General features: G+C 58.4%; 16 protein-coding genes. 8 read left to right on the top strand and 8 right to left on the bottom strand.

The features are described 5' to 3' along the window. Positions 1-250 precede the first annotated feature (250 nt). Positions 251-883: an ATP-dependent Clp endopeptidase proteolytic subunit ClpP gene (gene clpP / locus GA0061103_RS11020; protein WP_015339477.1), complete on the bottom strand. Its 633-nt coding sequence runs from the start codon at positions 881-883 to the stop codon at positions 251-253. Between the two features lie 411 nt (positions 884-1,294). Here clpP and GA0061103_RS11015 point away from each other — a divergent pair, with 411 nt between their 5' ends. Further along, positions 1,295-2,539, top strand: coding sequence for a GGDEF domain-containing protein (locus GA0061103_RS11015; RefSeq protein ID WP_245304740.1), 1,245 nt, complete (start codon positions 1,295-1,297; stop codon positions 2,537-2,539). A gap of 142 nt (positions 2,540-2,681) precedes the next feature. On the opposite strand, the gene pstB is transcribed toward GA0061103_RS11015, so the two are convergent. The 7 genes from pstB to GA0061103_RS10980 form a co-directional block, all read right to left on the bottom strand. Then, positions 2,682-3,515 carry a phosphate ABC transporter ATP-binding protein PstB gene (pstB, locus tag GA0061103_RS11010; protein ID WP_092710840.1) on the bottom strand — a complete coding sequence of 278 codons (834 nt, stop codon included), beginning with the start codon at positions 3,513-3,515 and terminating at the stop codon, positions 2,682-2,684. A 29-nt stretch (positions 3,516-3,544) separates the two neighbouring features. Further along, positions 3,545-4,396 carry a phosphate ABC transporter permease PstA gene (gene pstA, locus GA0061103_RS11005; protein WP_092710837.1) on the bottom strand — a complete coding sequence of 284 codons (852 nt, stop codon included), beginning with the start codon at positions 4,394-4,396 and terminating at the stop codon, positions 3,545-3,547. 11 nt (positions 4,397-4,407) lie between these two features. Continuing rightward, positions 4,408-5,379 carry a phosphate ABC transporter permease subunit PstC gene (gene pstC, locus GA0061103_RS11000; protein WP_092710834.1) on the bottom strand — a complete coding sequence of 324 codons (972 nt, stop codon included), beginning with the start codon at positions 5,377-5,379 and terminating at the stop codon, positions 4,408-4,410. A 76-nt stretch (positions 5,380-5,455) separates the two neighbouring features. After that, a complete protein-coding gene (pstS, locus tag GA0061103_RS10995; RefSeq protein WP_245304739.1) occupies positions 5,456-6,427 on the bottom strand; it encodes a phosphate ABC transporter substrate-binding protein PstS in 972 nt (323 codons plus the stop codon). A gap of 314 nt (positions 6,428-6,741) precedes the next feature. Next, on the bottom strand, positions 6,742-7,086 hold the full coding sequence (locus GA0061103_RS10990; RefSeq protein ID WP_092710828.1) for a cupin domain-containing protein: 345 nt from the start codon (positions 7,084-7,086) through the stop codon (positions 6,742-6,744). A gap of 140 nt (positions 7,087-7,226) precedes the next feature. Then, the gene (locus tag GA0061103_RS10985) at positions 7,227-8,513 is read right to left on the bottom strand and encodes an O-acetylhomoserine aminocarboxypropyltransferase (RefSeq protein ID WP_092710825.1); all 1,287 of its coding nucleotides are present in this window, start codon (positions 8,511-8,513) and stop codon (positions 7,227-7,229) included. Between the two features lie 164 nt (positions 8,514-8,677). Further along, complete coding sequence (locus GA0061103_RS10980; RefSeq protein WP_015339469.1) at positions 8,678-9,106, bottom strand: CoA-binding protein; 429 nt, start codon at positions 9,104-9,106, stop codon at positions 8,678-8,680. 113 nt (positions 9,107-9,219) lie between these two features. On the opposite strand from GA0061103_RS10980, the gene GA0061103_RS10975 reads away from it, so the two are divergent. The 7 genes from GA0061103_RS10975 to speB all read left to right on the top strand — a co-directional run bounded on the left by GA0061103_RS10975 (position 9,220) and on the right by speB (position 14,261). Next, on the top strand, positions 9,220-9,546 hold the full coding sequence (locus tag GA0061103_RS10975; protein WP_092710822.1) for a hypothetical protein: 327 nt from the start codon (positions 9,220-9,222) through the stop codon (positions 9,544-9,546). An 824-nt stretch (positions 9,547-10,370) separates the two neighbouring features. Further along, positions 10,371-11,207, top strand: coding sequence for an EamA family transporter (locus tag GA0061103_RS10970; protein ID WP_092710819.1), 837 nt, complete (start codon positions 10,371-10,373; stop codon positions 11,205-11,207). Between the two features lie 237 nt (positions 11,208-11,444). Next, the gene (rplM, locus tag GA0061103_RS10965; protein ID WP_004122374.1) at positions 11,445-11,909 is read left to right on the top strand and encodes a 50S ribosomal protein L13; all 465 of its coding nucleotides are present in this window, start codon (positions 11,445-11,447) and stop codon (positions 11,907-11,909) included. Between the two features lie 2 nt (positions 11,910-11,911). After that, a complete protein-coding gene (gene rpsI / locus GA0061103_RS10960) occupies positions 11,912-12,382 on the top strand; it encodes a 30S ribosomal protein S9 (protein ID WP_075852256.1) in 471 nt (156 codons plus the stop codon). 140 nt (positions 12,383-12,522) lie between these two features. After that, positions 12,523-12,786, top strand: a complete 264-nt coding sequence (locus GA0061103_RS10955) for a hypothetical protein (RefSeq protein WP_092710816.1) — start codon at positions 12,523-12,525, stop codon at positions 12,784-12,786. 163 nt (positions 12,787-12,949) lie between these two features. Further along, a complete protein-coding gene (locus GA0061103_RS10950) occupies positions 12,950-13,327 on the top strand; it encodes an antibiotic biosynthesis monooxygenase family protein (RefSeq protein WP_092710813.1) in 378 nt (125 codons plus the stop codon). Further along, positions 13,308-14,261 carry an agmatinase gene (gene speB, locus GA0061103_RS10945; protein ID WP_092710810.1) on the top strand — a complete coding sequence of 318 codons (954 nt, stop codon included), beginning with the start codon at positions 13,308-13,310 and terminating at the stop codon, positions 14,259-14,261. Before GA0061103_RS10950 ends, speB begins: the two co-directional genes overlap by 20 nt. The last annotated feature ends 125 nt before the right edge of the window (positions 14,262-14,386 follow it).

The raw sequence follows: 14,386 nt of genomic DNA, 5'->3' as shown, positions 1-14,386 counted from the left end.
TCCACTCTATGCGCCCGCCGGACCTGCCCCTCGTTTGCAGATCGCGGCGCCCTTCAGGGTACTGAACGCAGGCCAGGCAACCAAACCGGACTGCGTGGCAACGAATCCCCCTTCGAATGCCGAATGCTATGTCACAAAAACGCTACATAGCATTAATGCGTACTATTACCGCGTTCCGCTCCACATTAAACCCCTATTCGATCACAAATGGGATAGAACTGTGGCGTAGAAGTCACCGCCTAGTGGATAATCACGAGGCGGTTTCACCTTCTATTTCAGTACGCGACGTCAGCACCTTGTCGATCAGACCCCATTCCTTGGCCTCATCCGAGGACATGAAATGGTCACGATCGAGCGTCTGCTCGACCTCTTCATAGGTCCGGCCGCAATGCTTCACGTAAACTTCATTGAGACGGCGCTTCATCTTGATGATGTCGCGCGCGTGGCGCTCGATGTCCGAAGCCTGGCCCTGGAAGCCGCCCGAAGGCTGGTGAACCATGATGCGGGAATTCGGCGTTGCGAAACGCATGTCCTTGTCGCCGGCGGCCAGAAGCAGGGATCCCATCGAGGCAGCCTGGCCGATGCAGAGCGTCGAAACGGCCGGCTTGATGAACTGCATCGTATCGTAAATCGCCATGCCGGCGGTCACGACACCGCCCGGCGAATTGATATAGAGCGCGATTTCCTTCTTCGGGTTTTCGGCCTCAAGGAAGAGAAGCTGGGCGCACACCAGCGTCGCCATATGATCTTCGACCGGTCCGGTCAGGAAAATGATGCGTTCCTTCAGCAGGCGGGAATAGATGTCGTAAGACCGCTCCCCGCGGTTGGTCTGCTCGACAACCATCGGCACCAGAGCCATAGCTGTATCGACTGGATTTCTCATGTGCGTCCTTTATCAAACTTGCCCCGGCGACGGAGACGCCGGGAATCGGAGTAAAAATCCTTTACTCCTACATAGAGTGTCCCTGCCCTGCACTTCAAGACGCCCGAAAGCATAACGTCAAAAAGCACTAGTGCCCCACGAAGCGTTCACAAAGCATTTCTAACCACGGCTCCTCGAATGCCAAGACGCCGTAGCGACGCACCATCCGCTACCCACTACAATTCGCGGCCGCAAGGTGAAGGAAGCATGAAGGTCCGTGCCCGTTAGGCAGAGATCTCCACCACAGGCAAAATTTACCAACTCATTTAAGGAACTTGCCATCTTATTGGGCAAGGATGAACCGATCGCGGAAATCGTCGTGCTGCTTGCGTCGACGGCCAAAAATAGCGGAGACGTCCGATCGTGCTGAATATGACCACAGGCCTCACCATCTGGTGTTCGGAAGCCATCACCTTGGCGACCGTCCTCCTCCTTGCCTGGCGGCACGACCGCAAATCCCCCGCCTATCTGATCTGGGCTCTGGGTTTCACCGTCAGCGCCGCAGGTTTCGCCCTCGTGGCAGCTCGCGGCGTCATCCCCGACATCTGGTCGATCCAGATCGGCAATGCCGTCGGGCTGCTTGGCGAAAGCGCCTGGATCGTCGGTTTCCGCATAATGGACAAACGCAAGCTGGAATGGTCGGCATTCCTGCCCCCCGTGCTCTGGCTGATCGGCGTCAGCCTGCCCTGGGTCACCGATAGTTTCGTCAATCGCATTATCGTCTACGATCTCGCGGGCGCCGTCGGCGCGACCCTGCTCGCCTTCGCCGTCCAGCCGGCTGACGGCCGGCGCGAGCCGGCGCGCGGGCAGCTCGGCATCGTCTTCGTGACACTCGCCTGCTTCTGCTTCGGCTCAGCTCTCTGGATGGTGTTGGTGGCCCCGCCATTGGAACAGGCGATGATCTATCGCGGTTACATGGCACTCGGCTATGCACTGCTGATCATCGTGGCCATCATTCTCAACGGCAAGCTTCTCATGGAGCGCGCCGAGCGACGCTGGCGGGCGATTTCCATCACCGATACTTTGACCGGAGTTCTGAACCGGCGCGGACTCCAGGAAAGCTACGAGATCCTTGCCGGCGAAGAGCAACAACGGCCACAGAAACTCGCCGCCCTGCTATTCGATCTCGACCATTTCAAGAAGATCAACGACCGCCATGGCCACCAGGCAGGCGATGCGGTTCTGGTCGAATTTGCCCGCATCGCCCGTCAGTTCGTGCCTCGCACCGGCGCATTCGGCAGAATGGGCGGAGAGGAATTCGTTGCCTTCGTTCCGATAGACGAGCAATCGCAGGCCGAAGCGCTGGCGGAAACCATCCGCGCCGATTTCTGCCGCGTGCCCCTGCTTGCCGGCCGCTCGCTGGTACCGGCGACGGTCAGCATCGGCGTCGCGATCATGCCGCGTGACACCGTCAGTTGGGACCGGCTGGTCTCCTTTGCAGACCGCGCACTTTACGCTGCCAAGCGCGCGGGCCGCAACTGCACCATCGTCTTCAATGAAATGGAGACCGCCAGGGAGCCCGACGCGACGGCTGCGATGGATGAAGGCGAGCTGGTGCCGACGCTCGACGACCAGATCCACGCCTTGCGGCGCATGGGCACGCTCGCCAGGATGTAACCGGTCTATCCGGCACATCCCCATTCTATACGCTTTGGCTTGACGAAATCGTCCGGCCGCCCAACAAGGCGGCCATTCTCAAACGCAAAAGGCGCGCCTGAACAGCGCGCCTTCGCAAATTGTGCGGCGATGTCCAGCCGGATCAGCCGTAACGACCAGTGATATAGTCTTCCGTGCGCTTGACCTTCGGCGCCTGGAAGATCTGCTCGGTCGCGCCGTATTCGATCAGTTCGCCAAGATACATGAAGGCGGTGCTGTCGGAGATACGGCTTGCCTGCTGCATGTTGTGCGTCACGATGACGATCGTGAAATCGCCCTTCAGCTGCGACACGAGTTCTTCGACCTTGGCAGTCGAGATCGGGTCGAGAGCCGAGGTCGGCTCGTCGAGCAGCAGAACTTCGGGACGAATGGCAATGGCGCGAGCGATGCAGAGGCGCTGCTGCTGGCCACCGGAAAGGCCAAGACCGCTCTGATGCAGCTTTTCCTTCACTTCGCTCCACAGCGCGGTTTCCGTCAGCGCCGCTTCGACGCGGACGTCCATTTCCGCCTTGGAAATCTTCTCATAGAGCCGGATGCCGAAAGCGACGTTTTCATAGATCGACATCGGGAACGGCGTGGGCTTCTGGAACACCATGCCGATCTTGGCGCGCAGATCGTTGAGATCGATGTCCTTGGTGAGAATATTGCGGCCATCCAGCAGAATCTCGCCCGCAACCGTCTGGCCCGGATAGAGATCATACATGCGGTTGAAGGTGCGCAGCAGCGTGGACTTGCCGCAACCCGAAGGGCCGATGAAGGCGGTAACCGCATTCTTGCGGATGTTCATATTCACGCTCTTCAGAACGCGATGACCGTTCTGATAGGTGAAATCGAGGTTCTTCACCTCCAGTTTCGCCAGGCCGAGATCCGACTGGGACGCGGCGTCCTTCCCCGGCTGTGCGTTGACGCTCTGGAAATTGCTGTCGCTCATGTTCATGGTCTCATTCCTATCGTTCGGCGGCTGCGTCACTGGCGGCGCCCACTCAAGACACGGGCAAGGACGTTAAGCGCAAGGATGGCAACGGTGATGATCAGCGCGCCGGCCCAGGCCAGTTGTTTCAGATCCTCGCCGGCATCGGCAGCGAGCGTGTTGATCGCAACCGGCAGCGTGGCGATCGGACCGGTCAGGCCCGCATTCATGAATTTACTATAACCGGCGGTGAAGAGAAGTGGCGCGGTTTCGCCGCTGATGCGGGCGACAGCCAGCAGGATGCCGGTGAGGATGCCTGTCCAGGCGGAACGGTAGATCACCATCGTCATAGACTTCCAGCGCGGCGCGCCGAGAGCGGCCGTCGCTTCACGAAGCGCATTCGGCACCAGCAGAAGCATGTCCTGCGTCGTACGGTTGACGACCGGAAGCGCGATCAGCGCCAGCGCCAGAATACCGGCAATAGCGGAGTTGCCATGCATGGGCACGACAACCGCGCCGTAGACGAACACGCCGACGATGATCGAGGGTGCAGACAGCAGGATGTCGTTGATGAACTTGGCAAACTCGGCAAGCTTGGTGCCGTTGGCATATTCCACCAGATAGGTACCAGCGAGAATGCCGATCGGCGCGGCGATCAGGATGGCGCAGCCCGTGACCAGCACAGTACCGTAGATTGCGTTGATCAGGCCACCACGCGAGCCCTGAGCCGGGATCGACATGGTGAACACGTCGAGGCTGAGCGCCGATACACCGCGATAAAGCAGGCTCACAAGGATCACGCTGAGAAAGAATATGCCAAGGACGGCCGCGAGGAAGCACAAGGCCATCATCACCCGGTTCTTACCATAGCGTCTCGACACGAGGTTCTGACGAATTGCATTTTCCATGGGCTTTATCCTCAATGCGAGTCGCCGCGGCCGATCATCCACCTTGCGAGCGCAAGCACGCAGAAGGAAAGAACGAACAGGAGCAGGCCGAGCGCGATCAGGCTCGACAATTGCAGACCGTCGGCATCGCCGAAGTTATTCGCGATCTGGGCGGAAATGGTGGTGGACGGCGAGATGATCGACGCTTGCAGACGGCTCACCGAGCCGACGACGAAGGTAACGGCCATGGTTTCACCCAGCGCGCGGCCGAGGCCGAGCATGATGCCGCCGACGAGGCCGCGACGTGTATAGGGGATCAGGATGTGGCGAGCCACTTCCCATGTCGTCATGCCCATGCCGTAAGCGGATTCACGCAGCATCGGCGGCACGGTGCCGAACACGTCGCGGGCGATCGCGGTGATGAACGGCAGGATCATGACGGCGAGCACGAGGCTTGCCGTCAACAGGCCGACGCCCGGCGCCGGCGGCTGGAACAGCAGGCCGATCACCGGCACCTGGCCGATCGTCATCATAAGGAAAGGCAGGACATAGTTCTGCATCAGCGGCACGAGAATGAACAGACCGACGATGCCGTAGATGATGGAGGGAACGCCCGCCAGAAGCTCGATGGCCGTGCTGATCGGACGGCGCAGGCTGCCGGGGCAAAGTTCCGTAAGGAAAATGGCGATGCCGATGCTCAGGGGAACGGCAATCAGCATGGCGATGAGTGCACTCACCAGCGTACCGACCACGGCAGGCACGGCGCCATAGATATCGACCGGAGCGCTCCACTTCGTCCCCCAGAGGAACGAAAGTCCGAAGGCCTGGAAGGTTGGCAAGGCATCGATGACGAGAACTGCGAGGATTGCCAGCAGCAGAAGCACGACAAGAGCAGCCGAGCCAAGCGTCATGAAATAGAAAATCCGATCCTGCGTCCGGAATTTTCTGGTGGCGGCGGATGTATCCAGTGCCTGGAAGCCAGCCGTCTGAGTCGCGTCAGCCATCGATTTCCCCTTGTCCTGTCACGAAAGGCGGACAGGGCAATACCCTGTCCGCCGTAACTTTCTCATCCAGCACAAATTACTTCGTGCCGAAGTCCGTCTTCCAGGACTTCTCGACGATCTCGGCAACGTTCTCCGGGATCGCAAGATACGACAGGGCGGTTGCGTCCTTCTGGCCGTGCTCATAGGACCATTTGAAGAACTTCAGTGCCTCTTCATTCTTAGCAGCATCTGCCGGCTTCTTGTAGAGCAGAACCCAGGTGGAAGCTGCAATCGGCCAGCTCTTTTCGCCCGGCTGATTGGTGATGATCAGATTGAAGTTCTTGGCTTTGGCCCAATCTGCATTGGAAGCAGCAGCCTTGAACGTGTCGAGGCTCGGCTCGATAACCTTGCCGGCAGCATTCTTCATCTTCGCGAAGCCGATGTGGTTGGCGACGACGTAGGAGTATTCAACGTAGGAGATCGAACCAGCCGTCTGGTTGACGGTGGTGGAAACGCCTTCGGAACCCTTGGCGCCGAAGCCGACCGGCCATTCAACAGCCGTGTTCGAACCAACCTTTTCCTTCCATTCCGGCGAAACCTTCGCCAGGTAGTCGGTGAAGTTGAAGGTCGTGCCCGAGCTGTCGGCGCGATATACGACGGAGATCGCGGTGGACGGCAGCTTTACGTCGGGGTTGAGAGCCTTGATGGCTGCATCGTCCCACTTGGCGATCTTGCCGAGGAAGATGTCGGCAAGCGTCTTGCCGTCGAGAACGAGTTCGCCCGGCTTTACGCCTTCGACGTTATAGGAAACGACGATACCGCCGGAGATCATCGGGAACTGGGCAATGCCGTTCTTCTCGAGGTCGGCGTCGCTCATCGGCTTGTCCGAAGCGCCGAATACGATGGTCTTGTCGAGGAGCTGCTTGATGCCGGCGCCCGAACCGACCGACTGATAGTTGACGACATTGTTCGTCGCAGCCTTGTAGCCTTCAGCCCACTTGGACAGAACCGGTGCGATGAAGCTCGAGCCGGCGCCCGTGATGTCGGCAGCCGAGGCCGAAACGGACATAGCCGCGATGAAGCCTGCAGTCAGGCAGAGCGAACGAAATTTTTGATTCAACATGATTGAACTCACTTCCCAGAGTGATGAAAGGATGGCGAGCAGGAGCTAAGCACGAAGTATCCCATCGGTTAGGAACCCCACCTCGACCTCCTGGCGACAGTGATGGCTCTAATGCCGCATTGTTTCAGTTTGATGACAGTTTAATGAAGCGGCGGTGACACAACCTACGGCAAGCATGGCGGCCATTGCGGAGCCGCAGGAAAAGGCTCGCATCCTTTCACAAGGCAAGGCGATCTTCACGTTTTGAATCAAGACGATACTCAAAGGCGGATTACATAGTCCTTGCGAGTCGTTTCAATAACTTCCCATGTCCCCTTGAAGCCTGGCTTCAAGATCATGCGGTCGCCTGCGCGCAGATGAAACGTCTCGCCGTCATCGGCTGTCACAATGGAATAGCCGGAGAGAATGTTGAAATACTCCCACTCGTCATAGGCGATCTTCCACTTCCCCGGCGTCGCCTCCCAAATGCCGGCATAAAGGCCGCCATCGGCCTCATCGAGGCTCCAGGTTCGGAAGGTCGGGGCTCCCGAAATGAGACGGTCCGCTGCGGGTGCTCCCGCCTCGGGCTCCACGCCATCGACATTCAGTTGCACATAGGTTGCCACTTAAGTCTCCCGTCGGTCACGCTTTGCCAAGGCCCAAAAAGTCCGCGATCGACATTGGCGATCGCGGACCGAAACAAGCATGAAATGCACTTCGATCAAAGAGGCCGACAAGCTTTTTCGGCTTCCTGCCGGGCCAGTCCTCAGACTTTTGCCAGTGCCTGTTCCAGGTCGGCGATGATGTCCTTGACATCCTCTATGCCGATCGACAAACGCACCACATCCGGGCCGGCGCCGGCGGCAACCTTCTGCTCGTCGGTCAGCTGTTTGTGGGTCGTCGAGGCAGGATGGATGACGAGCGAACGCGTATCGCCGATATTGGCAAGATGCGAGAAGAGCTCCAGGCCTTCGACCAGCCCCTTGCCCGCTTCATAACCACCCTTCAGTCCGAAGGTGAAGACGGAGCCGGCGCCTTTCGGTGAGTAACGCTGCTGAAGGGCGTGGTTCGGATCGTCCTCCAAGCCGGAATAGTTGACCCATGCCACCTTCCCCTGCGTTTTCAACCAGCGTGCAACGGCGAGCGCATTGTCGGAGTGGCGCTGCATGCGCAGCGGCAGCGTTTCGATGCCCGTCAGGATCAGAAAGGCATTGAACGGCGAGATGGCCGGGCCGAGATCGCGCAGGCCCAGCACCCGGCAGGCGATGGCGAAAGCGAAATTGCCGAAGGTCGCATGCAGCACGATGCCGTTATATTCCGGACGCGGTGAAGACAGCATGGGATAATTGCCTGAGGCGGACCAGTCGAAAGTGCCGCCGTCGACGATGATGCCGCCCATGGAATTTCCATGGCCGCCGAGGAACTTCGTCAGCGAGTGCACGACGATATCGGCGCCATGCTCCAGCGGCCGGATGAGATAGGGGCTCGCCAGGGTGTTGTCGACGATCAGCGGCAGGCCGTGCTTGTGCGCGATGGCCGCAATCGCGGCGATATCAACGAAGGTACCGCCGGGATTGGCAAGGCTTTCGATGAAGATGGCACGGGTGCGCCCATCGATCTGCGATTCGAAGGTTGAGAGATCGGCGGGATCGGCCCAGCGGACCCGCCAGTCGAAATTCTTGAAGGATTGCCCGAACTGATTGACCGAGCCACCATAGAGCCGCTTGGCCGCAACGAAATTGTCGCCCGGCTGCATGATGGCATGGAAGACGAGCAGCTGGGCCGCATGACCGGAGGCGACCGCGAGAGCCGCGGTTCCGCCTTCAAGAGCCGCCACCCGCTCTTCCAGCACCGCCTGCGTCGGGTTCATGATACGGGTGTAAATATTGCCGAACTGCTGCAATCCAAACAGGGCAGCGGCGTGATCGGCGTCCTGAAAAACGAAGGATGTCGTCTGGTAGATCGGCGTCGCGCGCGCGCCTGTCGTCGGGTCCGGCTGCGCGCCCGCGTGGATCGCGAGCGTGTCGAAACCTGGGTTCCGGCTGCTTGGCATATTTTTCCTCCCGGATTTTGTTCGTAACGGGAAAAGCATAACGCCTGGCATATGAAAGTTAACCGCGAACTTTGCCGTGCTTCTCGGCTCGCGGAAAAAACTTGCCATCTTTCAGCGAGATCGCGCGATAAACGGCCGAATGCCGATGTCGTGCATGATCTCGGTCAAGCGACCAGGCGCGGATACTCGATAGCCGGGCAGCGGTCCATGACGACCCTCACCCCTGCGGCTTCGGCTCTTGCCGCGGCGGCGTCGTCGCGCACGCCAAGCTGACCCCAAATGACCGGCGGCCGCGGCTCGATCATGATCGTCTCCTCCACGACCGATCGGAGATACTCGGGCGCCCGAAAAACATCGACCATATCCACAGGCTCGGGAATGTCGGCCAGGCGTGCATAGACCCACTGTCCCAGAATCTCCTTGCCGGCCTGTCCGGGATTGATGGGGATGACGCGATAGCCCCTGTTCAGGAGATAGGCCATCACACCGTTGCTCGGGCGCGCAGGATTGGGCGAAGCGCCGACGAGCGCGATGGTCCTTACGGACAAGAGGATATCGGCTATATAGGAATCGTCATAACTATCGTGGTTCATCACGAAGCCTCCCACCTCGATCACACTTGCGTTTTGTCACAAATATGGAAACCGCAATGGCGGTCTCCGCGTATATATATTGTATTATAACAACTTCAGGGAGGATTACTCAGATGAAAAAATTCATCCTGCTGGGCCTGCTCGTCACTTCGGCCGCAACGCCGGCATTCGCCATTTCGCGATATAATTCCATGTCCATGACCTGCGCTGAGGCCAGGGCTGTTATCAACCGGGAGCGTGCGGTCATCATGCGCTATCCGGCCAAGAGAACACCGAACATGACGCTCTATGATCGCTATGTCGCGGACAGCGGCGCATGCGATCTGGGCTTTTACGCCTATCAGGATTATCTTCCCACGAAGGATCGCGCTTCCTGTCCGGTCTATATATGCCGGCCGACAACCGACCTCGATGACGATGATTTGATTTTCCCCCGCTGATCGCAATACGCTACTGCTGGATATGGCGGACGGCTGACGGGTTCGGTACGACCATTGATTGTCCCAGGCACGGCGCATCTTCGGTACTGTGCCTGTGCGGGTGTATTTATGTGCCTCCGCTCAAGCCCTCCCCCAAAGCGCTTTCATAAATTTTGCAGATGCCGTGGAGTTGCGTTCTCAGGAAATGCAATCTTTGTTCGCTATTTATTCACATATAAATTAGAAACTTCGCATGAACAGTCAATTCAAACGAGAACCGAATGCGAACGCGAAACATATGCTATTTCCGTTATTTTTCCACAGAATAATTTTCGAGCTCGCGCAATGATATACACCGCCGATTTTTGATTCGACGATTCTATACTTAACTCTTAGTATGATTTTTATCCGCTGCGGCGCGCGTTAGCTGTAATATTTTTCATCTCTTGTAGAATTATCCACTCTATTCATGAGAGGAAGAGAGATTGTGTGCAGCGTTTTCGCCGCGATTTTCGCACGCCCGGTCACACGCGGCGCTGCAGGCGACATGGCCCTCTGTCGTTTTTAAGTAAGAAGTGTCTAATGCTACTCCCGCGTTCACAGGACATGCGATATTTGTTCGCGCTTCATACTCGAATAAATTAGTTATTTATAATGCTGGAAAGGGCAATCTGGAACAGAACGAAAACGCCACTCTCGGCGCCCGTCATGACCGGAGCAAATGGGCAAGCCGTCAGAATAACCGATATTTCGTTGCTTTTCGATGTATTGCGGATCATATGGGGACCGCATTCCCACAAAATACCAAGCATTGCCATTGCGCCTGCCAATTTCCGAGGTTTTCCGTGTCTCTCGATGTTATCGCGCTCGTCCTTTTCGGCGCCCTGTTGCACGCGACGTGGAATGCGATCATCAAGGCTGGAACCGACAAGTCGCTCGATGCGGCGCTGGTTTCGGCCGGAGGCGCAGCCGCGGCATTGCCCCTTCTGCCGTTCCTTCCCCTGCCAGCCTCTGCGGCATGGCCATTCATCGGCGCATCAGCCATCCTTCAATTCGCCTATTTCCAGCTGGTGGCCGCCGCTTATCGCGCCGGGGATATCGGGCTCGTCTATCCGCTGATGCGCGGTGTCGCCCCACTCATCATTGTCTCTACAAGCAGCTTCATCCTGAAGGAAACGCTTTCGGGCGGCGCATTGATCGGCACCATGACCATTTGTGCCGGCATATTGACGCTTGCCTTCGAGGCGCGAAAGGGCAGCAGCCGGGCGATCGTTCTGGCCCTTGCCAATGCCGTTGTCATCGCGACCTATACCTATGTCGACGGCATCGGCGCACGGATATCGGGCAATTCGGTTTCCTATACCCTATGGATGGCGCTCCTGCCTCCCATTCTCCTTTTCGCCTGGGCGATATCGCAGCGCGGCATCAATGCCGTCGCCGCCCACGTTCGCTATAACTGGTGGCGCGGGCTTATTGGCGGCGGCGGCTCGATCGTTTCTTACGGGCTGGCGTTGTGGGCGATGACCAAGGCACCGGTCGCCATGGTCGCCGCCTTGCGCGAGACTTCGATCCTCTTCGCTTTGGTGATATCCGTCGTCGTTTTGAAGGAGCGGTCCAGCATCTGGCGCTATATTGCCGGCGCCATTATTGCTGGCGGAGTGCTGGTTTTGCGGCTGGGCTGACGATAAATTATGTGGTTTTATTTTACCACATAAGTAACACACTGATTTTACTTTATAATTTTTACAGCCTGCCAATCGGGCGATATTGACCCTGGCTCCTAATCGATCTATAAGCCGCCGCAGATTGCAGCCTTTCCGGGCTGCTTTCTTTTTGGCACGCATCCATGCGCGCCAAATCAAGCAACAAGAAACGCCCAGACGCCTTCGGGCCAAGGGTCCTAAAAGAGAGTATGCAACATGGCAACCTTCTCCCAGAAGCCTGCAGAGGTGGAGAAGAAGTGGGTTCTCATCGACGCCGAAGGGCTTGTCGTTGGCCGTCTCGCTTCTATCATCGCAATGCGTCTGCGCGGCAAGCATAAGGCTACCTTCACGCCGCACGTCGACGACGGCGACAACGTCATCGTCATCAATGCCGACAAGGTCGTCTTCACCGGCAAGAAGTACGAAGACAAGGTTTACTACTGGCACACCGGTTATGCCGGCGGCATCAAGGAGCGTACGGCTCGTCAGATCATCGAAGGCCGCTTCCCGGAGCGCGTCGTTGAGAAGGCCGTCGAGCGCATGGTTCCCCGCGGCCCGCTCGGCCGTCGCCAGATGAAGAACCTGCGCGTCTACGCCGGCTCCAACCATCCCCACGAAGCCCAGCAGCCGGTCGTCCTCGACGTCGCCAAGCTGAACAAGAAGAACGTAAGGAGCGCCTGATAATGGCTGACCTCTCCTCCCTGAAGGATCTCGGCACGACGTCGGAAGCAGCAGCTGCTCCGGTTCACGTCCGCAAGGTTGACTCGCTCGGTCGCTCCTACGCGACCGGCAAGCGCAAGGACGCCGTCGCCCGCGTATGGGTCAAGGCCGGCTCCGGCAAGATCATCGTCAACGGCAAGGACTACACGGCTTATTTTGCCCGTCCGGTTCTGCAGATGATCCTGCGTCAGCCGATTGTCGCTGCTGCCCGTGACGGCCAGTTCGACATCATCGCAACCGTAGCCGGCGGCGGCCTCTCCGGCCAGGCCGGTGCCGTTCGTCACGGCCTGTCCAAGGCGATCACCTACTTCGAGCCGGGCCTGCGCTCGGTGCTGAAGAAGGGTGGCTTCCTCACCCGCGACAGCCGCGTTGTCGAACGCAAGAAGTACGGCCGTGCAAAGGCACGTCGTTCGTTCCAGTTCTCCAAGCGTTAATCGCTTATCCGAGATCGGATTTTTGGAAAGGCCGGGTTTTCCCGGCCTTTTTCTTTTGCAGCATGCAAAAAGATGCTGATCCGCCAAGGCATGCGACGCATTTTGTGGCAAAATCCCGATACAAGCACCGGGAGAGTTCAATGCGTGGATTCATCTTTTCGCTTCTGCTTTTGATCGTAAGCGCCGCACCTGCTCTGTGCGATGATGCCCAGCCCTCTCCACCGGCCGAAACCACGGCGGATATGCAGAGCATGAAGGATTTCCTCCAGGCAAACCCAGACTGTCGCGAGTTCAACGACAGCTGCTCCTATTGTGTCGTGACCAATGGGCAGGCCGAATGCTCGACACCGCAGATCGCCTGCGTGAAAAAGGCATATCAATGCGCCGCCAGATCGGGCAAATAAGCGAATCCTAAAGCGCGGTGCGATCTTTCAGAATCGCTTCTTGCGCTTTAGGTCTTTGATTTAGGCATGTCGTTGTCGCAAAACCGCTGCACACTTTTGCGCGATATGCTTTAGACATCCGCGATTCACGAACGGAATTCCGTTCCACTCCGTGAGGCACGTCATGAGCACCAACAAGGCATCCCGCTTTGCGGCCACTCCCGAGCCGCCCTATTATATTGTCTCCTTCGCCTCGATCCGAACCGTCGGCGACAACGGCTATGGCGCCATGGGCGAGCGCATGGAGGAAATGGCGCTGGCGCAAGACGGCTGTCTTGGACTTGAGAGCGCGAGAGGCGCCGATGGCTTCGGCGTCACCAACTCCTTCTGGCGAGACGAGGAAAGCATTCTCGCCTGGAAGAACGTCGTCGCCCATCTGGCGGCGCAGAAGCTCGGCCGCGAGCGCTGGTATGAGCAATACAAGGTTCGCATAGGACGGGTAGAACGGGCCTATGATTTTCTGGCGAATGAAGGAGATGTCATTGCCGAGCACATCGATTGATCACGCCTTCACGGCCACCAGCCTGACCTCGGCTGCCAGCGATCCGACCTTTGCCGGTGCCCTCTCCTTCATGCGCCGCCGTTTCACCAAATCGCTTGAGGGTGTCGACGCCGTGGTCTGGGGCATCCCCTTCGATGCCGCCACCTCGAACCGGCCGGGAACGCGCTTCGGGCCGCAGGCGATCCGCCGTGCGTCTGCGATCTTCGACAACGATCCGCAATATCCCTTCAACCGCGATCTCTTTGCCGAGATGGCCGTCATCGACTATGGCGACTGCCTGCTCGACTACGGCAATCATCAGGAGACCCCGGCAGCGATCGAGCGCCAGGCGACCACCATTCTCGACAGCGGCGCCTTCATGCTGACCCTCGGCGGTGATCACTTCGTCACCTGGCCGATATTGAAGGCGCATGCCGCCAAGCATGGACCACTGGCGCTGGTGCAGTTCGATGCCCATCAAGATACCTGGTACGACGACGGCAAGCGTATCGACCACGGCTCCTTCGTTGCACGCGCCGTACGTGACGGGCTGATCGACCCGGACTGCTCCATTCAGATCGGCATCCGCACGCATGCGCCTGACGATTTCGGCATCCAGATTCTGTGCGGCCATCAGATCGAGGATATGAGTGCCGGCGAGATCGCTTCGATGATCATCTCTCATACCAAGGGCGCACCGACCTATCTGACCTTCGATATCGATTGTCTCGACCCGGCCTATGCTCCGGGCACGGGAACGCCGGTCGCCGGCGGCCCTTCCAGCGCCAAGATCCTGTCGGTGCTGCAGCGGCTGCATCAGCTTGACATCCGGGGTGCCGACGTCGTGGAAGTGTCGCCCGCCTACGATCACGCCGATATCACCGCCATTGCGGGCGCGACCGTGGCGATGTATATGCTCGGTCTCCACGCCGAACGGCGTGCGAGCGGCCGTTGAGACATGATTTCGGGATAGGCGCGAGCGTTTTCGAAAGCCGCCCTGCCGCTTCAGCAACGACCGTTATGAAATTGAATCAACTGCGTGGCAAACTGAGTCCGGAAACACTCTCAACCTATTGAAAG

It is taken from the genome of Martinezella multihospitum, assembly GCF_900094585.1.
In the GTDB taxonomy this organism is placed as follows: domain Bacteria; phylum Pseudomonadota; class Alphaproteobacteria; order Rhizobiales; family Rhizobiaceae; genus Rhizobium; species Rhizobium multihospitium.
Note: the sequence above shows the minus strand (reverse complement) of the source record. Positions and strands in the feature narration are given on the sequence as shown.